The 23,800-nt window shown below is 66.2% G+C and carries 20 protein-coding genes; 10 read left to right on the top strand and 10 right to left on the bottom strand.

Annotation, left to right across the window (positions count from 1 at the left end; genetic code table 11):
• Positions 1–71: 71 nt before the first annotated feature.
• The 4 genes from E4K64_RS15415 to E4K64_RS15400 form a co-directional block, all read right to left on the bottom strand.
• Positions 72–371, bottom strand: coding sequence for an acylphosphatase (locus tag E4K64_RS15415; RefSeq protein ID WP_128918091.1), 300 nt, complete (start codon positions 369–371; stop codon positions 72–74).
• Entirely contained in the window at positions 368–1,234 is an 867-nt protein-coding gene (locus E4K64_RS15410) for an isocitrate lyase/PEP mutase family protein (protein ID WP_135164292.1), read from the bottom strand. The genes E4K64_RS15415 and E4K64_RS15410 overlap by 4 nt, the downstream gene beginning before the upstream one ends.
• Positions 1,235–1,380: 146 nt before the next feature.
• Positions 1,381–3,396, bottom strand: a complete 2,016-nt coding sequence (locus tag E4K64_RS15405; protein WP_135164291.1) for an acetyl-CoA carboxylase biotin carboxylase subunit — start codon at positions 3,394–3,396, stop codon at positions 1,381–1,383.
• A gap of 190 nt (positions 3,397–3,586) precedes the next feature.
• The gene (locus E4K64_RS15400) at positions 3,587–4,669 is read right to left on the bottom strand and encodes a zinc-binding metallopeptidase family protein (protein WP_135164290.1); all 1,083 of its coding nucleotides are present in this window, start codon (positions 4,667–4,669) and stop codon (positions 3,587–3,589) included.
• Between the two features lie 221 nt (positions 4,670–4,890).
• On the opposite strand from E4K64_RS15400, the gene E4K64_RS15395 reads away from it, so the two are divergent.
• The 3 genes from E4K64_RS15395 (at position 4,891) to E4K64_RS15385 (ending at position 9,145) form a co-directional block, all read left to right on the top strand.
• The gene (locus E4K64_RS15395) at positions 4,891–7,368 is read left to right on the top strand and encodes a hybrid sensor histidine kinase/response regulator (protein WP_135164289.1); all 2,478 of its coding nucleotides are present in this window, start codon (positions 4,891–4,893) and stop codon (positions 7,366–7,368) included.
• Positions 7,369–7,526: 158 nt separating this feature from the next.
• Positions 7,527–8,786 carry an arsenic transporter gene (locus tag E4K64_RS15390; protein WP_135164288.1) on the top strand — a complete coding sequence of 420 codons (1,260 nt, stop codon included), beginning with the start codon at positions 7,527–7,529 and terminating at the stop codon, positions 8,784–8,786.
• Positions 8,787–8,908: 122 nt separating this feature from the next.
• On the top strand, positions 8,909–9,145 hold the full coding sequence (locus E4K64_RS15385) for a hypothetical protein (RefSeq protein ID WP_167772027.1): 237 nt from the start codon (positions 8,909–8,911) through the stop codon (positions 9,143–9,145).
• A 69-nt stretch (positions 9,146–9,214) separates the two neighbouring features.
• Here the strand turns inward: E4K64_RS15385 and E4K64_RS15380 are convergent, their stop codons facing one another.
• Positions 9,215–10,579: an MFS transporter gene (locus E4K64_RS15380; protein ID WP_135164287.1), complete on the bottom strand. Its 1,365-nt coding sequence runs from the start codon at positions 10,577–10,579 to the stop codon at positions 9,215–9,217.
• A 27-nt stretch (positions 10,580–10,606) separates the two neighbouring features.
• Positions 10,607–11,374 (bottom strand): GntR family transcriptional regulator, encoded by a 768-nt coding sequence (locus tag E4K64_RS15375; protein WP_135164286.1) that lies wholly within the window; start codon positions 11,372–11,374, stop codon positions 10,607–10,609.
• A gap of 177 nt (positions 11,375–11,551) precedes the next feature.
• Here E4K64_RS15375 and E4K64_RS15370 point away from each other — a divergent pair, with 177 nt between their 5' ends.
• Genes E4K64_RS15370 through E4K64_RS15360 form a run of 3 tightly spaced genes read left to right on the top strand, consistent with a single transcriptional unit; the run spans position 11,552 to position 14,583 of the window.
• Positions 11,552–12,751, top strand: a complete 1,200-nt coding sequence (locus E4K64_RS15370) for a mandelate racemase/muconate lactonizing enzyme family protein (protein WP_164718681.1) — start codon at positions 11,552–11,554, stop codon at positions 12,749–12,751.
• A 12-nt stretch (positions 12,752–12,763) separates the two neighbouring features.
• Positions 12,764–13,531, top strand: a complete 768-nt coding sequence (locus tag E4K64_RS15365; RefSeq protein WP_135164284.1) for an SDR family oxidoreductase — start codon at positions 12,764–12,766, stop codon at positions 13,529–13,531.
• Between the two features lie 20 nt (positions 13,532–13,551).
• Positions 13,552–14,583: an L-idonate 5-dehydrogenase gene (locus E4K64_RS15360; RefSeq protein WP_135164283.1), complete on the top strand. Its 1,032-nt coding sequence runs from the start codon at positions 13,552–13,554 to the stop codon at positions 14,581–14,583.
• A gap of 6 nt (positions 14,584–14,589) precedes the next feature.
• Here E4K64_RS15360 and E4K64_RS15355 read toward each other — a convergent pair whose 3' ends face one another.
• Positions 14,590–15,450: a DUF3280 domain-containing protein gene (locus E4K64_RS15355; protein ID WP_135164282.1), complete on the bottom strand. Its 861-nt coding sequence runs from the start codon at positions 15,448–15,450 to the stop codon at positions 14,590–14,592.
• A gap of 190 nt (positions 15,451–15,640) precedes the next feature.
• On the opposite strand from E4K64_RS15355, the gene E4K64_RS15350 reads away from it, so the two are divergent.
• The gene (locus E4K64_RS15350) at positions 15,641–17,026 is read left to right on the top strand and encodes a sensor histidine kinase (protein ID WP_135164281.1); all 1,386 of its coding nucleotides are present in this window, start codon (positions 15,641–15,643) and stop codon (positions 17,024–17,026) included.
• A complete protein-coding gene (locus tag E4K64_RS15345) occupies positions 17,023–17,685 on the top strand; it encodes a response regulator (protein WP_135164280.1) in 663 nt (220 codons plus the stop codon). Before E4K64_RS15350 ends, E4K64_RS15345 begins: the two co-directional genes overlap by 4 nt.
• Positions 17,686–17,706: 21 nt before the next feature.
• Here E4K64_RS15345 and E4K64_RS15340 read toward each other — a convergent pair whose 3' ends face one another.
• Positions 17,707–18,690: a VOC family protein gene (locus E4K64_RS15340; RefSeq protein ID WP_167772026.1), complete on the bottom strand. Its 984-nt coding sequence runs from the start codon at positions 18,688–18,690 to the stop codon at positions 17,707–17,709.
• Between the two features lie 144 nt (positions 18,691–18,834).
• Between E4K64_RS15340 and E4K64_RS15335 the strand changes: the two genes are divergently transcribed.
• Positions 18,835–19,626, top strand: a complete 792-nt coding sequence (locus E4K64_RS15335; protein WP_135164279.1) for a DNA-binding transcriptional regulator — start codon at positions 18,835–18,837, stop codon at positions 19,624–19,626.
• A 97-nt stretch (positions 19,627–19,723) separates the two neighbouring features.
• On the opposite strand, the gene E4K64_RS15330 is transcribed toward E4K64_RS15335, so the two are convergent.
• On the bottom strand, positions 19,724–20,899 hold the full coding sequence (locus E4K64_RS15330) for a cytochrome P450 (RefSeq protein WP_135164278.1): 1,176 nt from the start codon (positions 20,897–20,899) through the stop codon (positions 19,724–19,726).
• Positions 20,900–20,920: 21 nt separating this feature from the next.
• Positions 20,921–22,069: an ABC transporter substrate-binding protein gene (locus E4K64_RS15325; protein ID WP_135164277.1), complete on the bottom strand. Its 1,149-nt coding sequence runs from the start codon at positions 22,067–22,069 to the stop codon at positions 20,921–20,923.
• Positions 22,070–22,284: 215 nt separating this feature from the next.
• Here E4K64_RS15325 and mhpA point away from each other — a divergent pair, with 215 nt between their 5' ends.
• Entirely contained in the window at positions 22,285–23,793 is a 1,509-nt protein-coding gene (gene mhpA, locus E4K64_RS15320; protein WP_135164276.1) for a bifunctional 3-(3-hydroxy-phenyl)propionate/3-hydroxycinnamic acid hydroxylase MhpA, read from the top strand.
• Positions 23,794–23,800: the final 7 nt, after the last annotated feature.

Raw genomic sequence — 23,800 nt, 5'->3', positions numbered from 1 at the left:
CCTCGCCGCTCGGCATAAGAACGTGGATGCCCGGGACAGGCCCGGGCATGACGACTCTTCTTCAGAGCCACCTACACCGTCGGCAACACCGAAAACGCCTCCCCTGCCCGGCGCAAGTTCAGCTCATCCGCACCGGCGGTCTCGCTCGTCACACTGTCGACGCGTGAGGATGGCGGGCCGTGGCGGCACAGTGCGACCATGTCGGCGACATGCTTCGGCGTGCCGGCGAACAGCGCTTCCACGCTGCCGTCGCGGCGGTTGCGAACCCAGCCTTCGAGGCCGCTTGCCGTCGCCTGATACTCGACCCAGGCCCGGTAGCCGACGCCCTGCACGCGCCCGCGGATCATCACCTGGAGAATCGCCCGGCTCATTTTTTCAATCCGAGGAGGTCGGCGCTGCGCACCCTGACATCGGCCTCGCGCATGATGCGGGCCGTCAGCTCCGAGGATGCGAGCCCTCTGAGGCTTTTCGGCGAAGCACCTTCGCGAAGCGCCTTCAGGGTCTCGTAGACGGCCTGTGTCGCGGCCGCGATCGGCGCATGGCCCTGCAGCGCGATGCGGACGCGCTGACCCGCGAGGTAATCGAGCGGGTTCAAGTCCTCGGGCGCGCCGCCGAGCACGATCGGCAGGCGCGTCGCAGCGCTCACCGCCTCCAGCTCGGCGCGCGACTTGATGCCGGTGAAGAACAGCGCATCGACACCGGCGGCCTCATAGGCCTTGGCGCGGCGGATCGCATCTTCGATCGAGGTGATGGAAGCCGCTCCCGTGCGGCCCATGATGACCAGCGAGGGATCGCCCCGGCCGCCGAGCGCGGCCTTCATCTTGCCGACGCCTTCCTCGAGCGGGATCAGCTGCGTCTTCGCCTCGCCGAAGGCAGCCGGCAGCAGCGTGTCCTCGATGGTGAGGCCGGCGGCGCCCGCGGCCTCCAGCTCCTGCACGGTACGGCGCACGTTGAGCGCATTGCCGTAGCCGTGATCGGCATCGACCAGCACTGGCAGCGCGGAGGCGCGCGACATCCGTCGCATCTGCTCGGCGAGTTCGGTGAGCGTGATCAGCGTGACGTCGGGATCACCGAGCACGGCAAGCGAGGCAACCGAACCGCCGAACATGCCGAGCGGAAAGCCGAGATCCTCGGCGATACGGATTGAGATGGCGTCGTAGACCGAGCCGGGATGGACGCAAGTTGCGCCCGACAGGATGGAGCGAAGTTGCTCGCGGCGGGAACGAAAGGCCATGGGTGCCTCACTCCAAATTCCTCATCCTGAGGGCGCGCTCTTCGCGCGTCTCGAAGGATGCAGGCCCGGCTGGTGGCCTCGCCCTTCGAGACGCCGCGAAGGCGCGGCTCCTCAGGGTGAGGGTCTTCTGTTGTGCCTGAAGCGCTTCACGCAAACTCCAGGATCAGCGCGTCCACCGCCAGCGTCGCGCCGGCGCTGGCGTGGATCTTCTTCACCGTGCCGTCCTGCTCGGCGCGCAGCACGTTCTGCATCTTCATGGCTTCGACCACCGCCAGCGTCTCGCCGGCCTTGACCTCCTGCCCCTCGCTCACCGCGATCGAGACCACGAGGCCGGGCATCGGACAGAGCAGCTTCTTGCCGCTGTCGGAGGCCGTCGTCACCGGCATCAGCCGCGCAGAGGTCGCCTCCGCTTCGGTCCAGACATAGACCGGCACCTCGACACCCTGATGCGCGAGGCGAATACCGTTCGGGATCGGCCGCGCCTGCACCGCGATGAACTGGCCGTCGATGGTGCCCTGCCAGACCGGATCACCCGGCTTCCATGGCGAGGCCAGCAGATGCGCGTTGCCGGCCTTGCCCTCCGCGTCGACGAAGCGGATCGCGATCGCCTCGCCCTCGCGCGCGACCTCGAGCTGGATCTCCTGGCGGTCGAGCCAGACCGCGCGCCGCCGCTCGCGCTGCACGACGCGGCCGCCCATCTGGCCCGAGATCTGCCGCTTGCGCTCCCCCAGCACGTGATCGATGGCGGCGCCGACCGCGGCGATGCGCCGTGCGACCTCGCCTTCCGGCACGCGCACCGCAAAACCCCTGGGAAATTCCTCGGCAATGAAGCCGGTCGACAGCCGCCCCTCGCGCCAGCGCGGATGATGCATCAGCGCCGACAGGAATGGGATGTTGTGACGGATGCCGTCGACATAGAACGAATCCAGCGCGGTCGACTGCGCCTCGATCGCAGCCGCGCGCGACGGCGCGTGGGTGACGAGCTTGGCGATCATCGGATCGTAATGGATCGAGATCTCGCCGCCCTCCTGCACGCCGGTGTCGTTGCGGATGGTGATGCCGTCCTGGCTTGCTTCCGCCGGCGGGCGATACTTCACGAGCCGCCCGATCGAGGGCAGGAAGTTGCGGAACGGATCTTCGGCATAGAGACGCGATTCCACCGCCCAGCCCGTCAGCGTGACGTCCTTCTGCGCGAGGGCGAGCTTCTCGCCGGCGGCAACGCGGATCATCTGCTCGACGAGATCGATGCCGGTGACGAGCTCGGTGACGGGATGCTCGACCTGGAGGCGCGTGTTCATCTCCAGGAAATAGAAGCTCTTGTCCTGCCCGGCGACGAACTCGACGGTGCCGGCGGAATCATAGTTCACGGCTTTCGCCAGCGCGACCGCCTGCTCGCCCATCTTGCGGCGCGTCGCCTCGTCGAGCAGCGGCGACGGCGCCTCCTCGATGACCTTCTGGTTGCGGCGCTGGATCGAGCATTCGCGCTCGCCGAGATAGATGACGTTGCCGTGCTTGTCGCCCAGCACCTGGATCTCGATGTGGCGGGGATCGACGATGAACTTTTCGACGAAGACGCGGTCGTCGCCAAACGAGGCCTTGGCCTCGGCCTTGGCGAGATTGAAGCCTTCGGCGACCTCGGCCTTCGAATGCGCGATGCGCATGCCCTTGCCGCCACCGCCCGCGGAGGCCTTGATCATCACGGGGTAGCCAATCTCGTCGGCGATCTTGACCGCGTGCTTGTCGTCCTCGATGACGCCGAGATGGCCCGGCACGGTCGAGACCTTGGCCTTGGCGGCCGCCTTCTTCGACTCGATCTTGTCGCCCATCGCCGCGATCGCGCCGGGGTTGGGACCGACGAAGACGATCCCGGCCGCCTCCAGCGCGCGCGGAAACGACTCGCGCTCGGACAAGAAGCCGTAGCCGGGATGCACCGCCTCGGCGCCCGTCTTGCGGCAGGCCTCCACGATCTTCTCGATCACCAGATAGCTCTCAGCGGCTGCCGGCGGGCCGATCAGCACGGCCTCGTCGGCCATCTCGACATGCAGGGCGTCGCGGTCGGCCTCGGAATAGACGGCAACCGTCTGAATTCCCATGCGGCGAGCGGTCTTGATGACCCGGCAGGCGATTTCGCCGCGATTGGCGATCAGAATGCGTTTGAACATGCTTTTTCTTGAGTTTCGACCTTGGGCGGGACCCTTCCCTGACCGTTGGGGCCTATGGGGGACGGGCCGTGTGGCTTCCGTGGTACATCAAAATGGGCTGGAGGCAACGGTCTAAATCCGGCCCGCTTCTGGCGTACCAGCGCAAGACCGAAACCGGTTTGGGAACGGGGCTGCCGAGCCCCCTTGTGCCCTACGCCTTCCCGGGCCTGGACGCGGACTTGGCCACGTCCCGGACCAGGCCGTGAATGAAGCCCAGCTTGCCGACCACCGCGGGCGACAGGATGAACGGATAGAGGTCGCGCAGGCCCATGGCGCGGTTGACGTTGTTCATGGCGAAGGTGAAGGGCAGCCATGCGTTGACCAGCGCTTCGACATCGCGGGCCTCGTAGGGGTTGAAGCGGATGCGCGCCGTCAACTCCCCGTCGCGGTCGACCTTGGGGCGCACCTCCATGCCGAACTCGCCGGCCATCTCCAGAGCATCCACGATGTGGACATAGTGCGCCCAGGTCTCGGCGAAATCTTCCCAGGGGTGGGTCGTGGCATAGGCCGAGACGTAGGTCTGCTGCCAATCCGGCGGCGGGCCATCGGCATAATGGCGCTGCAGGGCCTGGCCGTAATCGATGGAATCATCACCGAAGACCGCGCGGCATTCCTCGAGCTTGCCGCCGCCCTGCACCAGCACGTCCCAGAAATAGTGCCCGACCTCGTGACGGAAATGCCCGAGCAGCGTGCGGTACGGCTCGCCCATCTCGAGCCTGCGCCGCTCGCGCTCGATGGTATCGGCTTCGGTGAGCGCGATCGTGATCAGACCGTTGTCGTGCCCGGTCAGGATCCTCTCGCCGCTGTTTGGATCGTCGGCGAGGAAATTGAAGATCAGACCATGCCTGGGGTCTTCCTGCCGCGTCCGGAGGGGCAGCTTCCAGCGGATCAGGGAATAGAACAGACGGTGTTTCGCCACCTCCAACTCGCGCCAGCCGGCGAGCTGGGCCGGATCCGCGAGGTTCGGCACCATCCCATTGTGGCGGCAGGCGCGGCAATAGCCGGTGGCGTCGTCCGCGTCCGTGAGCCAGTTGCAGGCGTCGTACCCGGCGTTCCGGCACAGCATCCGGCTTTCGCCCTTGCTGGCCAGCATCCTCCAGGCCTCTCCGTCCGGCTCGATCGCCGACATCGTTTCCTGCTCCGGCAGGAAAGCGACCCGATGGCCGCAGCGTTCGCAGGCGCGATTTTCGAAATACAGCACGTTGCCGCAGGTCTGGCAGAGAAAGAGCTTCAAGATCTAGCCTCTTCGGAAAGGAGAGCTTCATGGAAGCTGGTCATTGCGCCTCGCGACGACGCGTCCGCCGGCTGATCGTTCCAGTCTCTGGAACAAATTGCCAGACCGGGCATTGGCATGACGTAGTCTTTGCGGTCCGCGCAAGTCCTCATTTTCCCGCGACGCGCTCCCTTGTAGGCAATGGCCATCACGCTCCGTCTGTGTGAATATCGGTCCGGCACGTGCGCTCCCGCATGACAACGGCCGATGCCTTGAATGATCCCTTGCCCGAGACCATCGCCGCCGAAAGGCTGCGCCAGCACCTCGAAGACGTCGCGCGCGAGCGCGACAACGCCTATCGCGCGCTCCAGGAGCGCGAGGCCGAGCTGGCACGCATCCAGCGCATCGGCAAGGTCGGCGGCGTCGAAGTCGACTTTCGCGAGGGCTTCAAGAATCGCCGTTCGCCTGAGTATCTGATCATCCATGGCCTGCCGTCGGAAGCTGCCCAGGAGTCGCACGAGGATTGGGTCAATCGTCTCCATCCCGACGACCGCGACGCCGCCGTCAAGCACTTCATCGATGCGCTCGCCGGCACCAGCGAGGACTACACGGCGGAATATCGCATCATCCGCCCCAATGACGGCGAGACCCGCTGGATCCGGGTCGTCGCCAAGATCGAACGCGACAAGGATGGCCGCGCCAACCGCCTCGTCGGCGCCCATATCGACGTCACCGATCAGATGCTCGCCCGCGAGACCCTGCGCGAGAGCGAGGAGCGCTTCCGCCTGATCGCCGACAGCGCGCCGGTGCCGATCTGGGTGACCAAGCTCGACCGCAAGCGCTCCTTCGCCAACCAGGCCTATGTCGACTTCGTCGGCCTGCCCTACGATCAGGCCATCGACTTCGACTGGCGCAAGGTGCTGCATCCCGACGACCTGCCGCACGTGCTGCAGCAATCCGTTGAGGGCGAAGCGTCGCTCAAGCCCTTCGTGCTGGAAGCGCGTTACAGGAACGCCAGCGGCGAATGGCGCTGGCTGCGCTCGGAATCGCAGCCGCGTTGGGATCCGACCGGCAAGCATATCGGCTTCATCGGCGTGGCCCACGACATCACCGTCGCCAAGCAGGCCGAGATCGAGCTGCGACAACTTAACGAGACGCTGGAACAGCGCATCGCCGAGCGCACTGCCGAGCTCGAGTCCAACGAGTCCCGGCTCCGCGCCATCCTGGCCACCAGCAACCAATATCAGGGCCTGGTCAACCTCGAGGGCGAATTGCTCTATGCCAACCGCACCGCGCTCGACGGCATCAAGGCGAGCGCCGCGGACGTGATCGGAAAGCCGTTCTGGGACACGCCCTGGTTCACCGGCACCGAGGGCATGAGCGCCGCCGTGCGCGAGGCCTTCGACACCGTGCTCAAGGGCGAGCCCGTGCGGCTGGAGATGCGCCTGCGCCTTCCCATCGGCGAGCGCGATTTCGACTTCGGCATGCGCCCCGTGCTCGACCGCCAGGGCAACATCACCGGCGCCGTGCCCGAGGCCGTCGACATCACCGAGCGGCGCCGCGGCGAGGAAGCCTTGCGGCAGTCGCAGAAGATGGAAGCGATCGGCCAGCTCACCGGCGGCGTCGCCCATGACTTCAACAACCTCCTCACCATCATCCGCTCGGCCACCGATTTCCTGCGCCGCCGCGAGCTGCCGGAAGAGCGCCGCCGCCGCTATGTCGATGCCATCTCCGAGACGGTCGAACGCGCTTCCAAGCTGACCGCGCAGCTCCTGGCGTTCGCGCGCCGGCAGCCGCTGAAGCCCCAGATATTTAACGTCAGCAGCCAGGTCGAGGCCGTCGCGCAACTGGTCCGGCCGCTGGTCGGCGGCCGTATCGACATCGCGGTGGAGATTCACGACGCCGACTGCTTCACCGTCGCCGACATCGCCCAGTTCGAGACCGCGCTGATCAATCTCGCCATCAATGCCCGCGACGCCATGGACGGCGAAGGCCGCCTCACCATCGCCGTGCGCAAGGTCTCCGGCATCCCCAGCCTGCGCGCGCAGTCTGCGCGCGGCGGCGACTACGTCGCCATCTCCGTTGCCGACACCGGCAGCGGCATCGCGCCGGAACATCTCGAATCGATCTTCGAGCCGTTCTTCACCACCAAGGAGGTCGGCAAGGGTACGGGCCTCGGCCTCAGCCAGGCCTTCGGCTTCGCGAAGCAGTCCGAGGGCGACATCGCGGTGACGAGCATGCAAGGCAAAGGCGCCACCTTCACCATCTACCTGCCGCAGGCACAGAGCCCTGTCGCCGAGAAGGAAGCCGCGGCGCTGACCCACGAAGCCGCCACCACCGGGCGCGGCTACCGCGTGCTCGTGGTCGAGGACAATGACGATGTCGGTCAGTTCTCGACCGAGCTGCTGGAAGATCTCGGCTATGTCGTCCGCCGCGTCGCCAACGCCAATGCGGCCCTTGCCATCCTCGGCGAGAACGAATTCGCCGTCGACCTCGTCTTCTCCGACGTCATCATGCCCGGCATGAACGGCGTCGAGCTCGCCGGCATCATCCGCGAGCGCTATCCCGGCCTGCCCGTGGTGCTCACCTCCGGCTACAGCAACGTGCTCGCCGAAAACGCCCATCGCGGTTTCGAACTGATCCAGAAGCCGTATTCGGTGGAATCGCTGTCGCGCATCCTGCGCAAGGCGATCACGGAGAAGCTGTCGGTGGCGCGGTAGATGTGAGCCAGCCAGACCGCTGTCGTCCCGGACACGCGCGCCTCAAGCGCGCGCCGATCCGGGTTTTGCAGGTTTTGCCCGCCACATGGGCGGCGCCCTATTGAGGCTGGCGGATCAGTCCCGGGCACGGTAGTCAGGGGCGGATTTTGGAGATCGACTTGCCGACCCCGCCGTCTGACGCCATCTGGGCCTGGAGCATCATCGTCGTCGCGACCGCAGGCGTCATCATCCGTCCGTTTCGCCTGCCCGAGGCGGTCTGGGCCGTGATCGGCGCAAGCGCGCTGGTGCTACTCGGCCTGCTGCCATGGCAGGACGCGCTCACTGGAATCGAAAAGGGCCTCGACGTCTACCTCTTCCTGATCGGCATGATGCTGATCGCCGAGCTCGCGCGGCTCGAGGGCCTGTTCGACTATCTCGCCGCGCTCGCGGTGGAATACGCGGCCGGCTCGCCTCAGCGGCTGTTCCTGCTGATCTATCTCGTCGGCACGCTCGTGACGGTGCTGCTCTCCAACGACGCCACCGCGATCGTGCTGACGCCCGCCGTCTATGCCGCGACGCGCGCGGCCGGCGCAAAGCCGCTGCCCTATCTCTTCGTTTGCGCCTTCATCGCCAATGCCGCGAGCTTCGTGCTGCCGATCTCCAATCCGGCCAATCTCGTCGTGTTCGGCGCGCGCATGCCGCCGCTGACCGAATGGCTGCGCCTGTTCGCGCTGCCATCAATGGCCTCGATCCTGCTGACCTACATCCTGCTGCGCCTGACCCAGCACCGCGCGCTGAAGGAGGAAACGATTGCGCGCCGCGTGCCGCATCCCAAGCTCGGCCGCGGCGGCAAGCTGACGGCCGTCGGCATCGTCGCGATCGGCGTCGTGCTGGTCACGGCGTCGGCGCTGGACAAGCAACTGGGCCTGCCGACCTTCATCTGCGGCGGCGTGACGGCCGCAATCGTGCTGCTGCTCAGCAGGCAGTCGCCTTTGCCGGTGCTGCGGGGCGTATCCTGGAGCGTGCTGCCGCTGGTCGGCGGGCTCTTCGTCATGGTGGAAGCGCTGATCAGGACCGGCGTGATCGCGCAGCTCAGCGCACTGCTGCACCAGGCGGTGGCGCAATCGGCTCCCCAGGCGGCCTGGAGCGTCGGCATTGCGACCGCGCTCGCCGACAACATCGCCAACAACCTGCCGGTCGGCCTCGTCGCCGGCTCGGTCGCCGCCGCCGATCATTTGCCCGCACCCGTCGTCAGCGCCATCCTGATCGGCGTCGACCTCGGCCCCAATCTGTCGGTCACCGGATCGCTCGCCACCATCCTCTGGCTGGTCGCGCTCCGCAGGGAAAAGATCGAGGTCGGCGCCTGGCCGTTCCTCAAGCTCGGCCTCCTGGTGACGCCGCCCGCATTGATCGGGGCGCTGGCGGCGGCCATCAGGTAAGGCCCAACTTTCGAAATGAAGTGCAAGCTGTTTGCGGTGCGTCAATGCCGGTGGCGGCGCCGTGGCTAAGAATCGAGTGTCGCGCAAATCGGATGGATATCGCGCGGCAAGGAAGGTTCATCATGCCAATCCAATCGAAGGCGTTGCCGCAGGGCTCCCTTCTGCGCCGCGCGTTCCGGCGCCTCACCGCAGCGAGCGAGAGCGGCGCCGAGACGGCCCACCCCCTGCTGGTCATCACCGCATTGGTGCTCTTCACCCTGTTCGCCATCGTGGAGATCGACCTCCACTCGGCCCAGCTTCAGGCGATCGGCCTGCTCGGCCATGGCACGGGAATCGATCCGGTCTTCTTGGGTCCGTAGTCGCCGGCGCGCAGCACTCCGAAAATATCTCCCGATCGCGGCGCCGACGCCGCGACCGGGCAGCTTTTCTCAGTCGTTCTCGTAGCCGTAGACTTCCGGCAGGATGAAGATCGCGGCAAGCAATCCGATCAGCGGAAAGATCGCGACCATCAGCGTGGCATTGGCCTGGCCGATCGCGGCGAACACCGTCGGAAACAGGAAGATCGCCAGGAACGACGGCAGCTTCACGAACATGTAGGCGAAGCCGCTCGCGGTGCCGCGATATTTGGGCTTGGCGACCATGGTCGGGATCGTCATGCAGTTCGACGCGTCCCAATAATGGCCCCACAACATCGCAGCGGCCGCGAACGGCAGCAGGATCTTGTTGTCGGTGTAGAGCGCGAAGGCCGCGACCAGCAGCGCGGCCAGCACGATCGAGAAGCCCGCGATCGAGATGCCGCGGTGGCCGATCTTCGGCGTCAGCAGCGGACCGACCCAGCCCGACAATGCGGCGAAGGAGAACAGCGCCATCGTCACCAGATTGATGCCGAGCACGCTCGACACGCCGACCATGACGAACAGGACCGGCAGATAGAACGCGAAGGTCGAGAACTCGCTGGCCTGCACGAAGCAGGCGATCCAGCCGTAGATCGTCGCACGCCAGCGGATCGGATCCTTCCTGAGATCGGCGAGGAATGCGCGGGTCGAGACCTTCGGCACTTCGACGTCCCGGTCCGGCAGCATGTCGAGATTGTCGTTGAACATCTCGCGCGCGACCTGCTTGGCCTCGCGGTAGCGGCCCTTCTGCACCAGCCATACCGCCGTCTCCGGCACGTCGTGCCGCATGATCAGGATGATCAGCGCCGGCACCGCGCCGAGGCCGAGCGTCACCCGCCACAGCATCTCGTGGTTCATGTCGATCAGGAGGAAGATCACGATGACGCCGATGGTGAGGACCTCGCCGACCGCGAACATGAACTGCCAGCGGTTGCCCATGACCTCGCGCTCACCCTTGGCCATGGATTCCATGATGTAGGTGTAGCCGGTCGAGATGTCCGAGCCGAGCGGAATACCGAGCAGGAAACGGATCACGATCAGCCAGGTGATATCGGGCACGAAGGCCTGCGCCAGGGCCAGCACGATGAACAGCACCATCGTGGCCAGGAACATGACGCGGCGGCCGATCTTGTCGGAGAGCCAGCCGCCGAGCAGTGCGCCGATCAGCGCGCCGCCCTGCGTGCCGGCCGCAGCAAGCCCGAGCATCAGTGCAGTGGGGTTATACTGTTCCTTGATGAAGATCAGCACGAAGGCGATCGAATAGAGATCCCAGGCCTCGACCAGGATCGAGGCCATCATCAGCCAGCCGACCTTGTTGCCCTTGGGGCTGTAGTTCGTGATGAGGTAGCGGACCGCGGCTTCGCTCGCGGTCGGTTGTGGCATTGCCATCGTTGACATTTTCTTGGGTCCTCTCTTCGAAACTCTCTACGCGCCGAGCAGCGGCTCGATGCTGCAATCGAGCAGGCGCGGGTCGATCCCGGCCTCCATGCCCGTGAACATCTCGCCCATGTAGTCGATCAGAGCGTCGCTCGCCCTCACCGCGTCCTCGACGCGGCGGTTGGCAACGGCCGCGAGAATGGCGAGATGATGATCGATCGTGCCTGACAGATCCGCCTGCCCCGGCATGAAGCGATGGTGGATGTAGCCGATGCGCCGATACAGCGTGTGCAGCGGCCGCATCGTGTGCACCAGGAACGGCTCGCCGGCCGCCTCCAGCACCAGCGCGTCGATGCGGCGGTCGATATGATTGAATTCGTCGAGGGTCAGACTGGCGCGGCGCTCGCGCAGCAGCCGCTCGATATGCAGCGCCTGATTGCGATGCGACAGGCTGGCGCGATCGGCGGCGAGGCGGATCACGAAACGCTCCATGTCGCGGCGCAGCCCCAGCAGCATGCGCTCGCGCGCCAGATCGATCGGCGCGACGTGCAGGCCGTGACGGGGCCGGATGATGATCAGGGTATCGGCCGAGAGGCGATTGACGGCGTGATGCACCGGTGTGCGCCCGAAGCCGGTGATGTGCTGCAATTCCAGCATCGTCATGAATTGTCCGGGCTTGAGCTCGCAGTGAACAAGGAGCTCTTCGATCTTCTGGTAGGCCAGCTCGAAGAAATTGAGCCGGTTGCGCCGCGAGAGCTTGCCCTCGCCGTCGTCGTCGTTTCTCACCACCTCGAGCGCGCGCTTGCGCTTTGCCATGTCGTTCTCTCCCGTCGGCCCGCGCTCTCGTTGCTGGATGGCGCCCTGTTTGTGCGAGCCTTAAAACATGTTGTGATATATTACAAGCCGGCGTAAGACTCCCGCACGGCCTGCAACATGTTGCAGCGCAAAATGAGACGACGGACGCGCGACGTCTGTGATGGGAGGACAATTGCCGTGAAGATCACGTCGATCGAGACGCTGCGTACCGAGGAATTTTCCAACGTCATCTGGGTGCGCGTTCACACCGACACAGGTGTGATCGGGCTTGGCGAAACCTTCTACGGCGCGGGCGCGGTCGAGGCGCAGATCCACGATACCTTTGCCGGCCGCCTGCTCGGCCGCAATCCCCTGCACATCGAAGCGATCCATCGCGACATGCTCAACCTGCCGATGGCACAGTCCTCCACCGGCGTCGAATATCGCGCGGCCTCCGCGATCGACATCGCGCTGTGGGATCTGTTCGGCAAGGTCTGCAATCAGCCGGTGCACCAGATGCTCGGCGGCCTGTGCCGTGACAAGCAGCGCATCTACAACACCTGCGCCGGCACGCAATATGTCCGCTCCACCAATATCAGCCCGGTCTCGAACTGGAATCTCGGCGCCGCCAAGGGGCCCTACGAAGACCTCGACGGCTTCATGAACCGCGCCGACGCGCTGGCCGAAAGCCTGCTCGAAAGCGGCATCTCGGCGATGAAGATCTGGCCGTTCGATCCGGCGGCGCAGGAGAACAAGGGGCTCTACATCACAGCCGCCCAGATGAAGCAGGCGATCGAGCCGTTCGAGAAGATCCGCAAAGCCGTCGGCGACAGGATGGAGATCATGGTCGAGCTCCACTCGCTGTGGAACCTGCCGACCGCCAAGCAGATCGCGCGCGCGCTCGAGCCCTACAAACCGACCTGGTACGAGGACCCGATCCGGATGAACTCGCCGCAGGCGCTGGCCGAATACGCCCGCTCGACCGACGTCTGGGTCTGCGCCAGCGAGACGCTGGGCTCGCGCTTCCCCTACAAGGACATGCTCGACCGCGACGCCATGCACGTGGTGATGGCCGATCTGTGCTGGACCGGCGGCCTCACGGAAGGCCGCAAGATCGCCGCGATGGCCGAGACCTATCACCGGCCCTTCGCGCCGCACGATTGCATCGGCCCGATCGGCTTCATCGCCGCCATCCACATGTCGTTCAGCCAGCCCAACACGCTGATCCAGGAATCGGTGCGCGCCTTCTACAAGGGCTGGTACAATGAGCTCGTCACCACGATGCCGGTGATCAAGGACGGTTTCGTCTATCCGATGGAGGGTCCCGGCCTCGGCGTCGACCTCCTGCCTGATGTCTTTGACCGCTCCGACCTCACCGTGCGCCGCTCCAACGTCTAAAGGACTTCCGACATGAGCACCTCCCTGTTCGATCTCTCCGGCCGCACCGCGCTCGTGACCGGCTCGTCTCGCGGCCTGGGCCGCGCCATCGCCGAGGGCATGGCGAAGGCCGGCGCCAGGATCATCATCAACGGCGTTGACCCCAAGCGAGTCGAGCAGGCTGTCGCCGAATTCCGTGCCGCCGGCCATCAGGCCGAAGGCGCCGCGTTCAACGTCACCGACGAGCCCGCCATCGTCGCCGCGTTCAACGACTTCGACAAAAAGGGCATCGCGATCGACATCGTCGTCAACAATGCCGGCATCCAGCACCGCAAGCCGCTGGTCGAGTTCACCACCGACGAATGGCGCAAGGTGATCGAGACCAACCTCACCAGCGCCTTCGTGATCGGCCGCGAGGCGGCCAAGCGCATGATCCCGCGCAAGCACGGCAAGATCATCAATATCGGCTCGCTCGGCAGCGAGCTCGCCCGCCCCACCATCGCGCCGTACACCGCGGCCAAGGGCGGCATCAAGAACCTGACCCGCTCGATGGCGGTGGAATGGGCCCAGCACGGCATCCAGGCCAACGCGATCGGCCCCGGCTACATGCTGACCGACATGAACGAGGCGCTGGTCAACAATCCCGACTTCAATAGTTGGCTGATGGGCCGCATCCCCTCGAAGCGCTGGGGCAAGCCGGACGAGCTGGTGGGCGCCGCGATCTTCCTCGCCTCGGACGCCTCCACCTACGTCAACGGCCAGATCATCTATGTCGATGGCGGCATGATCGCCGCGATGTGACCGCGAACCAGGAGCAGCCCATGCGTGCCGTCGTCATTCACGCCCCGAAGGATTTGCGGATCGACCTCTACCCCGATCCGGCGCCCGGCCCGGGCGAGGTCCGCGTCAAGATCGCCAATGGCGGCATCTGCGGCTCCGACCTGCATTACTACCATCACGGCGGTTTCGGCGTCGTGCGCATCCAGCAGCCGATGGCGCTGGGGCATGAGATCGCCGGCGTGGTCGCTGATGTCGGCGACGGCGTCAGCACCGTGAAGCCGGGCACGCGCGTTGCGGTCAATCCGAGCAGACCGTGCGGGAAGTGCCTGCATTGCCAGGAGGGCATGCGCAACCAGTGCCTCGACATGCGCTTCCTCGGCAGCGCGATGCGCTTTCCCCACGTGCAAGGCGGTTTCCGTGAGTTCATCACGGTCGACGCCACGCAAGCCGTGCCGATCGCGGACAAGCTCTCGCTCGCGGAAGCCGCGGTCGCCGAGCCGCTGGCGGTCTGCCTTCATGCCGGCAAGCAGGCCGGCCCCCTGCTCGGCAAGCGCGTGCTGATCACCGGCTGCGGCCCGATCGGCGCGCTGATGATTCTGGTGTCGCGCTTCGGCGGCGCGGCCGAGATCGTGGTGACCGATGTCGCCGAGGCGCCGCTTGCGGTCGCGAGAAAACTCGGTGCCAGTCACGCCATCAACGTCGCGGCCGATGCCACCGCGCTCGATCCCTGGCGCGCCGGCAAGGGCGTGTTCGACACGTTGTTCGAAGCCTCCGGCAACCAGGCCGCGCTCCGTACCGCGCTCGATGTGCTGCGCCCCGGCGCCACGCTGGTGCAGCTCGGCCTCGGCGGCGAGATGACGCTGCCGATCAACTCCATCGTCGCCAAGGAATTGCAGCTCCGCGGCACCTTCCGCTTCGACCCCGAGTTCGAGCTGGCGGTGCGCCTGATGGGCGACGGCCTGATCGACGTCAAGCCGCTGATCACGGCCACCATGCCGTTCGACAACGCCGTCGCCGCCTTCGAGCTCGCCAGCGACCGCTCGCAGTCGATGAAGGTGCAGCTTACGTTCTGAACCGCGCTACTGGCTCTCGATCAGCCGGTCGCTGACCAGCCGCACCGCGCCGCGCTTCCAGGAATAGTCCGCGCCGAGGCGCAGGCCGCTGTCGCCGCGCACCAGCACTGCCCCGGTGCCGGCGTCGCGCAGCTGGAAGCCGAGCGTGTATTCGGTGCGGCTGACCCGCCGCACCACGCCGATCAGCGCTTGATCGGCCCCGAGCGCCTTCGCAATGGCCGCCTCGCAACCGCCGCAGTCGCGCAGCGCACCCGCCGTCGCCGCCTCCCGGCCGACCTCGACGATGCGGTAACGGCCGGATTGGCCGAGCGCCTCGCGCACCGCGCCGGTGACCTCTGCGAGGTGCGATGCGTCCGACGCGGCTGACGCGCCCACCGAGGCTGCGGTCGTATCCTCGAGCTCGAACTCGAACACGGCGAGCGCAATCGGCGCGGGCGCTGCGAGCGCAGCCATGATCTCGCGGGAGACGAAGATCTCGGCGCGCTCCCAGGCTTCATCATTGTCGCCGCGGAAGCTGTAGAGCTTGTCCATCACAAGCCTCTTGGCGCCGACGTCGATCACCGCGACCTTGGCCCATTGCACCAGCGTGCTCGTCTTCTGGATGCCACCGATGATCTTGAACGCGGCCCCGTCCTCGGCAGAGGGCACCAGCCGATAGCGCCCACCCTCGCCGATATCCCGCCTGAGCGCGGCCATGAATGCCTGAAGGCGGCGTTCGTGGGCAGCAATCTGGTTGGTCGGCTCGGCGGATGTGTCGGTATAGCTGAAATCCTCCATGGCAACGCCCATGGCGGCCTCTGCGGCAACTGGCGAGCAAGGCAGGACGAAGAGGAGAACAGCAGCAAGGATCAAGCGGGAAAAGTGCATGAGAAGGGCCTCGCCAGAACAAGCGGTTGGCAAATCTCGGCGGCAGGCCGAGGCCTCTGCAACGGCGACCGTCCCGGCGAGCCCCGGGAAAATTTCACGACGTTGCACTGCGGTAACGCGCGGCGCTTTCCGCGGCCGGCGTTCTGCCGTTTAATGCGGAGGCGACAAAACCGTTCGCGCAAGGTGCCCTATGTGGAACCGCCCGAGATTCGATCTCAAGGTCCGTCTGACGTTGCGCGTGGCCGCCATAACCGCCGCCTGCTTCACCGCGATCTCCGCCTATTTCCTGATCGCCGCCGACCGCGACGCCCATGCCCGCATCGACGGCATCGCCGCGATCGTGGCGAAGTCGCTGGAGCTGCAACAAGGCAAGATCCAATGGCTGCCCGGTCCGCGCTCGGACTTTCCCAACCTTGACCCCGTCGCGGCCTATGTGATGACGCCCGGCCTGTGCCTGGCATTCCGCGGTGCGAGCGGCGAGATGCTCCAGCGCTTCTGCAGCGGTGCGCCGGCCCCGGCGAGCCCGCCGCCGCAGGCCTTCGCGGCCTTCTATCGCAGCCTGTTCGATCCGGGCCGCGAGGCCGCACGGCCCGTGATGGTGCGCGGAGCCAAGCTCGGCGAGATCGTGGTGTCGGTCGATCCGGCGGTGCGGACGGCGGAGGCCTGGCACGACGCCGGCCGTCTGACGATCGCGCTTGCGATCGCGCTGCCGCTGTTGTGCCTCCTGGTCTACGCCGCGCTGGCACGCGCGCTGCGCCCGACCCGCCTGATCTGCACCGGCCTCGAACGGATCGCGGCCAACGACCTCACGGCGCGGCTGCCGCCGTTCGATCTCGCCGAACTGTCCGCGATCCGCGACGGCTTCAACCATCTCGCCGAAAGCCTCGACAATGCGCTGGCCGAACGCAGCGAGCTGACGCGCAAGCTGATCGCGCTGCAGGACGATGAGCGCCGCCATCTCGCCCGCGAGCTGCACGACGAGTTCGGTCAGTCGCTGGCCGCCATCCGCGCGCTGGCCTCCTCTGCCCGCCACACCGCGGCGCAGGACTGCCCTGCTTTGCTGTCCGAATGCGACGGCATCGCACGAACCGCGACCGGCATGATGGAGACGCTGCGCGGCGCGTTGTTCCGGCTACGGCCGCCCGACGTCGAGGAGCTCGGCCTCGTTGCGAGCCTGGAAGGCCTCGTCGCCGGCTGGAACGGCCGCAGCCGCGGCGAGACGCGCTTCACGATCCAGTTCGACGGCGCGCTCGAGACCCTGCCCGCCGCGATCAGCGCCAATCTCTACCGCATCGTGCAGGAGGCGCTCACGAACGCCGCCAAGCATGCCGGCGCCACCAAGGTCGGGGTCCATTTGACGATGGCCGGAGAGGAGATCGCACTGGCGATCGATGACGACGGCCGCCCCGGCGATGCCTCGAGCAAATCCGGCATGGGCCTGCTCGGCATGCGCGAGCGCGTGGCCGCCTTGCGCGGCCGGATGAGCTTCGAAGTCGGCCCCAACGGCGGCTCGGCGCTGCGCGTCGTCATTCCGCTCGCCGGCACCGGGCCGCAGGTGCTGGAGCATGCGGCATGAGCGCGGCCGATGCGTCGATCCTGCTGGTCGACGACCATTCCGTCGTCCGGGAGGGTTATCGCTCGGTGCTCCAGAAGCAGCCGGGCCTGCGCGTCATTGCCGAAGCGGCCGACGGCGCCGAGGCCTACCGGCTGTACAAATTGGAGGCGCCCGATCTCGTCATCATGGATTTGAGCATGCCCGGCATCGGCGGCATCGAGACGGTCAGGCGGATCAGGCAATGGGACAAGGGTGCAAGGATCCTCATCTTCACCATGCACCAGAATGCAGGTTTCGCGGTGCAGGCGATCCGCGCTGGTGCCAGGGGTTACGTCACCAAGACCAGCCCGCCGGAAACCCTGGTGCGCGCCGTGATGGACGTGCTCGCCGGCAAGATCGCCATCAGTCCCGACATCGACCACGAGCTCGCGCTAAGCCGGCTCGGCGGCGAAAGCTCGGCCGCCGACGTCCTCACCGCCCGCGAGTTCGAGGTGCTGCGGCTGCTGCTCGCCGAGAAGACGACGGACGAGATCGCCGGAACGCTCCATGTCAGCCCGAAGACGGTGGCGAACCTGCATTCGCTGATCAAGGACAAGCTCGGCGTCGGCTCCGACATCGAACTGGTCCGCCTCGCGCTCCGCCAGGGCCTGCTGACGGAGCCCGATCTCGGCGAGGCCTGATCGTCCTCGCGCCACCGCGGATCATTCGCGCGCGACCACCTGGTCCAGCCACGCGCAGTTCAGCGGCGGCACGCGCGGATCGGCGACGCGAACGCCACGGGCGGCCGCATCCAGCCGCATGTCGCGCAAGCGCTTGCGCTGCTCTTCCGGCATATGGAGCCGCTCATGGCCCCACAGCGACGGCCCGTCGAAGGTCTCGTGCGGCTGCCAGGTCTCAGGATCGATCACGCGCCCGCCCCAGCCATATTCGATGAAGAAGCCGGAGGGCGTGTTCACGTAGAACGACGTCATGTGATCGTTGGTATGCCGGCCCAGCGTGTAGGCGACGCGGCCCTCGTCCAGCTGCGCCAGGTCGTAGCCCTGACCGACATCGTCGAGGCTGCCGAGCTCGACCATGAAATGATGCATCGCTTTCCGCCCGGAGCCGACCATCGCAAAGCTGTGGTGGCGGCCGTTGATGTGGAAGAAGTACAGCCCATAGGGCTTCAGGCCGAAATCGGAGACGTGAAAGCCGAGCACGTCGCGATAGAACGGCAAGAGCAGTTCGACATCCTCCACATTGAGCACGACGTGCCCCATGCCCAGCGCGCCGGTGCGAAAACCCGAGATCGGCCGGCCCGGCCTGAAGGGCTCGGTCGCAAGCTCCGGCTTGCAGAAGGCCTCGAGCCGATTGCCCGCCGGATCGGCGAACGAGATCAGCTCGGTGACATGCCGCTCATCGGCAAGCGCGCGCGATCCAGGCGTCACCTTGACGCCGTGGCTTTCCAGCCGGCCGGCGAGACGGTCAAGTTCGGTGCGCGAGGGAACTTCCCACCCCATCACAGCAAGGCCGGCATCGCTGCTGCCATCGACGATCAGCCGCTGCTTGCGATCGTCCATCCGGAAGGCGCGCATCTTGCCGCCGCGGTCGACCTGCTGCATGCCGAGCAGCCCCGTAGCCATCCGGCCCCATTGGTCGAGCTGCGATGAATTGATTCCGATATAGCCGAGCGCGGTGATTTCCATCGAAGTCCTCCCGAAGGCATCGCGTGTGCCGCAATGCGGCGAACTTGATACCGGCCGCGCACGATCCTACGGTGGCGTTCCGCAATCGCTTCGCGCTCGCAACGATAATCGCGGGACCGTGCACCACAAGGGAGGAAATGCGAAGTGTCCAAGGAGCGGACGGGGCCGAGGGCGCCGCGGCAGTCGGAAGGCGTCCGCGCCTTCAAGCGCGGGCTCGACGTGCTGCGGGAGGTCAACCGCTCCGGCGGCATCCGTGCCGGCGACGTCGCCCGCGCGCTCGACCTGCCCCGCCCCACGGTCTATCGCCTGCTCGAAACCCTGGAGGAACTCGGCTACATCGCCCGCAGCGCCAGCGACGACCGTTTTCGCGTGACCCGGCGGGCGCTGAGCCTCGGCGACGGCTACGATCCCGGCGTCGTGATCTGCCAGGCGGCGGCACCCTATCTCGCCGAGCTCAGCAAGACCCTGATCTGGCCGGTCGATCTCTCCACATATGAGAACGCCGCGATGGTCGTGCAGGAGACCACTCACGCACGCAGCCCGCTCTCGATCGACCGCGGCATGATCGGCAAGCGCCTGCCGATGCTGCGCACCTCGGCCGGCCGCGCCTATCTCGCCGCCTGCCCCGACCACGAGCGCGAGTTGATCCTCAATCACCTGCGCCGCATCGACGAGGCGGACGACCGCCCCTTCCTCGAGGCAGGTCGGCTCGACCGCATGATTGCCGAGACGCAATCGCGCGGCTACGCCATCCGCAGCGAGGGAGAGTACAATGCGAAGACCGCGTCGATCGCCGTGCCGATCGTGCGGGGCGGCGCGGTGTTCGGCTGCATCTCCATCATCTGGATTCGCTCGGCATTGGCGATCGAGGACGCGATTGCGCAGTTTGTCGGCCCGATGCGCGATACCTCCGAGGCGATCCCGGTCGGCGCCTAAAGCATGATCCGGAAAAGTGCGCAGCGGTTTTCCGAAAAGATCATGCTTAAACAATAACCTAAAGCGCGATGACGATTCATCCTAATCGCATCGCGCTTTAGCTCACCCGCACCGGCAAGGATGCCAGGCCCCGCAACACGTTGTTGAGCGCCAGGACGGGCTCGCCGATATCGAAGTGCCGGACCTTCTCGACCAGAACTTCGAGCAGCGCGGTCATCTCCAACCGGGCCAGATGCAGGCCCGCGCACATGTGGCTGCCATTGCCGAACCCGAGATGATCGCTGGCACGCCGACGCACGTCGAAGCGCTCCGGATCCTGCCACTTCCGCTCGTCGCGATTGGCCGATGCGTAGAGCAGCAGCACGCGACTGGCCTTCGGGACACTAATGTCCCCGATCGTCGCGTGATCGGTCAGATGGCGGGTGAATCCCCGTATCGGAGATTCCAGGCGCAATGCTTCGTTGATCGCGCCCGGGATCAAGGCGGGGTCCTGCCGCACAAGCTCCCATTGATCGGGATGTTTGCCGAACAACAGGATCAGGTTCGCCGTCGCAAAGATCGTCGTGTCGAGGCTCGGCCCCAGATAATCGCGCATCAGCACCGGGCAACGCTCGGGCTCGATCTCTCCACGGTCCGCGGCCGCGAAAATCCTGTCGCCCCAGCTGCCCGGCCGCAGGCGCTCGCGGATGGCGGAACCGCCGAGATAGTGACGCATCTCCTGCACATCGGCCATGGCCGCGCAGGCGCGATCATTCATCGCTCCGAGCACGTTGAACGTCGCTGACGCCCATCGCAGCATGCTGCCGCGCCCATACTCCTCCAGACCCACGAGCTTGGATACGATGGTCAGCGGCAGATGCTGCGCCAGATCCGTCACGGCGTCGAACCGCCCCCGGCTCACGAGATCCTCGACGAGTCGCCGCGCCTCCGCCCTGATCTCGGGTCCGATCTCCTCCAGCGCTCTCGGCAGCAAGGGAGCTGCGATGATCGCACGCAAGCGATCGTGCAAAGGCGCATCGCTCGCGAGCGTCGTGCCTCTCGACATCTCGTTGACATGATCGTTGGCGGCAACGCCCTCGGCCGAGGAGAACAGGCCGGAATTGCGCAAGGCTGCACGGACGTCCTCAAAACGGCCGACCGCGTAGAGCCCGTTGCGCGGGAGCCAAACGGCTGCCCCCAGATCGCGCAACGCGCGATAGTGCCGATAAGGTTGGCGCAGGACGTCGTCGGCGTAGAGATCGACGTCATAGACCGGACATTCCGTCACAGGCATGATCCCGCTCCGTTCTGCCGCTCAGCGCACTGCGATCCATTCGCCCTTGTCGAGCTTGCCCAGCGTCAGCGCGCTCGGGTCCAGTCCGGTGTGGTCGGTCGGCCCGTAATTGTAGATGCCGCGTGATCCCGCGATGCCCTTCAGCCCCTCGATCGCGCTTCGCAGACCTTCCCGAAATTCCGCGGTTCCGGGCTCTCCCGTCCGCAATGCCGCGGGCACCGCCTGCTCGATCAGAATCAACGCGTCGTAGGCCGAACCTGCAAAGATGTTGCGGCTGCCGGGTCCAAACTTGGCCTCGTAGCGCTGGATGAACGCGAGCGCCGCCTTCTTCGCGGGATAATCGTCCGGGAAAGACGCAGCGCCCACGGCCGGGCTCAGCGGCACGAAGATGCCGTCGCCCTGCGTGCCCGTCAGCTTGCGGAAGTCGCCGAATGTGGCACCGAGCGTCCCGTAGATCTGCCCCTCATATCCCTTCTCCCGCAATTGCATCAGCGGAAGGGCTGCCGGTGCGCCCGAGGCCGCAATCAGAACCGCATCCGGCCCGGTTGCGATGATCTTGAGGATCTGCCCGACCACCGTGGTATCTGTCCGCGCGTATTTCTCGTCGGCGACGAGCTCGATCCCGGCGCTCGCGCACATGTCGGCGCTGACCTTGCTCCAGGCATCGCCATAGGAATCGCCAAAGCCGATCAGCGCGAGCTTCTTGACGCCGGTCTTCTTCATGTTCGCGAACAGCGGCGCCGCCTCGTGATCGTCATTGGTTGTGGTCTTGAATATCCAGCGCCGCCTGGCGTCGACCGGGGCCACCAAGGCATTGACGGGCGCAAGCGTGATCACCGGCAGCTTGTATTCGACCGCCGGATCAATCACGGCAAATGAGCCGGGCGTCGAGGTCGGCCCGACAAGGATGTCGATCTTGCTCTCCTGGTAGAGCTTCCGTAGCGCGCTGACCGCCGCGGTGCTGTCGGAGGCTTCGTCAAGGAAGAGATAGTTGACCTTCCTGCCGGCAATCTCAGTCGGGCCGAAAGCCGTGCCGTTCCGCTCGGCATTGCCGATCGCTGCGGCCGGTCCGGTTGCCGAGAGGATGATCCCGACGTTGATATCGGCAGCAAAACCCGGCGCGGCGCAGAGTTGCACCGCAAGGCACACGCCCAGCATCGTTCGCAGCATCGCCATCTCCTCCCGTCGGCCGCCTCGCGGGCAGCCTGCACTTTATTGCTATTGCACTGATCCTCCTTAGCCACATGGAGCCTGAAGTGCTTAGTGCGATCGTCGAATCGTCCGGCTGGTGGACAGTGGGCGGAAGCCGGGACCGGCGTCCGCTGGGCGGACACTTCGGCCAGCGGCGTTGATGCTGCGGCGCAGCTTGGGGAAGAGATAGCTCCATGCAAGATAACGCCACGCCCGAAAATTTCGACGTCGTGATCGTCGGCCGCGGCCCGGTCGGCGCCACGCTCGCCAACCTGCTCGGCCTGTGCGGCGTGCGCACGCTGGTGCTGGAGCGCGAGGCGCGGGCCTATCATCTGCCGCGCGCGGTGCATTTCGACGACGAATGCATGCGCGTGTTCCAGACCATCGGCCTGGCCGACGCCATCCTGCCGCACGTGATCCTGAGCCCCGGGATGCTGTTTCTCGACGCCGACGGCCGCATGCTGCTGGACTGGTCCCGTCCGCAGACGCTGACCCCGATGGGCTGGCATCTCAGCTACCGCTTCCACCAGCCCGAACTGGAGGATGTCCTGATCGGCGGCCTCTCCCGCTGGCCACACGTCGCCTTGCGCAATCGGTGCGACGTATTCGCGCTCGATCAGGACGAACGTGGCGTGCGCGTCCGCTATGAAGACCTCTCGAACGGAAAGCTCACTGAAGTCCACGCAGCGTATGTGATCGGCTGCGACGGCGCACGCTCGCTGGTCCGCCGCTTCATCGGCTCCGGCATGGACGATCTCGGTTTCCACGAGCGCTGGCTGGTCATCGACGTGCTGCTCAAGCGCGCGCGCGACGATCTTGGCGACTACAGCCTGCAGCATTGCGATCCGGCGCGCCCGGCGACGTATGTGCGCGGCACCGGCACGCGGCGGCGCTGGGAGATCACGGTTCTTCCGGACGAGGACTCCCAGGAGGTCGCGCAACCAGCCAAAGTCTGGAACCTGCTGTCGCGCTGGATCACGCCCGACGATGCCGAGATCGAGCGTGCTGCGGTCTACACTTTTCATTCCGCGATCGCCCAGCAATGGCGGAATGGACGGTTGCTGCTCGCGGGCGATTCCGCACATCAGACCCCGCCCTTCCTCGGCCAGGGGATGTGCGCGGGCATCCGCGATGCCGCGAACCTTGCCTGGAAGCTCGACGCCATCATCCGGGGCGGCGCCAGCTCCGAACTGCTCGACACCTATCAGAGCGAGCGCCTGCCGCATGTGCGCGAATTCATCGAGCTCGCCATTCGCCTCGGCGGATTGATCAACACCAAGGCGATCGAAGCCGGTCTGGCTGCGGGCGAGCCCCGCGAGAATGCGCCGGTGAAGCTCGAGGTGAAGAAGCCCCTGCTCGGCCCCGGGCTGGCACCCTGCGACCTGCCTCTCGCCGGAGATCTGGCGCCGCAGTTCGAGCTGCGAGACGGCAGCCGCAGCGACGACCAGGTCGGCTACAGCCATGTGCTGTTCGTCGCAAACGCGGCCGCTCTCTCCCTGCGCCCGGCCCTTGTCCAGACAGGACTCAAGATCCTGAACAGCGATGACGCGCCGGCCATCGGCGACTGGCTGCGCAAGCACGACATCATCGCCGCGCTCGTTCGCCCCGACCGCTATGTGCGCGGCACGGCCCGTAACGAGGCCGAACTCGACCAGTTGATCGCCGCCATCCAGCCTTTAGCCTGCGTGCCGTCCGCGGCCTGACCGAACA

This window comes from Bradyrhizobium frederickii (genome assembly GCF_004570865.1).
Taxonomy (GTDB): Bacteria; Pseudomonadota; Alphaproteobacteria; order Rhizobiales; family Xanthobacteraceae; genus Bradyrhizobium; species Bradyrhizobium frederickii.
Note: the sequence above shows the minus strand (reverse complement) of the source record. Positions and strands in the feature narration are given on the sequence as shown.

Excerpts from the sequence above, each read along its gene's own strand:
- E4K64_RS15360 (WP_135164283.1), top strand. The coding sequence starts at position 13,552 with ATGCGTGCCGTCGTCATTCACGCCCCGAAGGATTTGCGGATCGACCTC.
- E4K64_RS15380 (WP_135164287.1), bottom strand. The coding sequence starts at position 10,579 with ATGTCAACGATGGCAATGCCACAACCGACCGCGAGCGAAGCCGCGGTC.
- E4K64_RS15355 (WP_135164282.1), bottom strand. The coding sequence starts at position 15,450 with ATGCACTTTTCCCGCTTGATCCTTGCTGCTGTTCTCCTCTTCGTCCTG.
- E4K64_RS15345 (WP_135164280.1), top strand. The coding sequence starts at position 17,023 with ATGAGCGCGGCCGATGCGTCGATCCTGCTGGTCGACGACCATTCCGTC.
- E4K64_RS15410 (WP_135164292.1), bottom strand. The coding sequence starts at position 1,234 with ATGGCCTTTCGTTCCCGCCGCGAGCAACTTCGCTCCATCCTGTCGGGC.
- E4K64_RS15325 (WP_135164277.1), bottom strand. The coding sequence starts at position 22,069 with ATGCTGCGAACGATGCTGGGCGTGTGCCTTGCGGTGCAACTCTGCGCC.
- E4K64_RS15330 (WP_135164278.1), bottom strand. The coding sequence starts at position 20,899 with ATGCCTGTGACGGAATGTCCGGTCTATGACGTCGATCTCTACGCCGAC.
- mhpA (WP_135164276.1), top strand. The coding sequence starts at position 22,285 with ATGCAAGATAACGCCACGCCCGAAAATTTCGACGTCGTGATCGTCGGC.
- E4K64_RS15415 (WP_128918091.1), bottom strand. The coding sequence starts at position 371 with ATGAGCCGGGCGATTCTCCAGGTGATGATCCGCGGGCGCGTGCAGGGC.
- E4K64_RS15375 (WP_135164286.1), bottom strand. The coding sequence starts at position 11,374 with ATGGCAAAGCGCAAGCGCGCGCTCGAGGTGGTGAGAAACGACGACGAC.
- E4K64_RS15405 (WP_135164291.1), bottom strand. The coding sequence starts at position 3,396 with ATGTTCAAACGCATTCTGATCGCCAATCGCGGCGAAATCGCCTGCCGG.
- E4K64_RS15350 (WP_135164281.1), top strand. The coding sequence starts at position 15,641 with ATGTGGAACCGCCCGAGATTCGATCTCAAGGTCCGTCTGACGTTGCGC.
- E4K64_RS15385 (WP_167772027.1), top strand. The coding sequence starts at position 8,909 with ATGCCAATCCAATCGAAGGCGTTGCCGCAGGGCTCCCTTCTGCGCCGC.
- E4K64_RS15340 (WP_167772026.1), bottom strand. The coding sequence starts at position 18,690 with ATGGAAATCACCGCGCTCGGCTATATCGGAATCAATTCATCGCAGCTC.
- E4K64_RS15365 (WP_135164284.1), top strand. The coding sequence starts at position 12,764 with ATGAGCACCTCCCTGTTCGATCTCTCCGGCCGCACCGCGCTCGTGACC.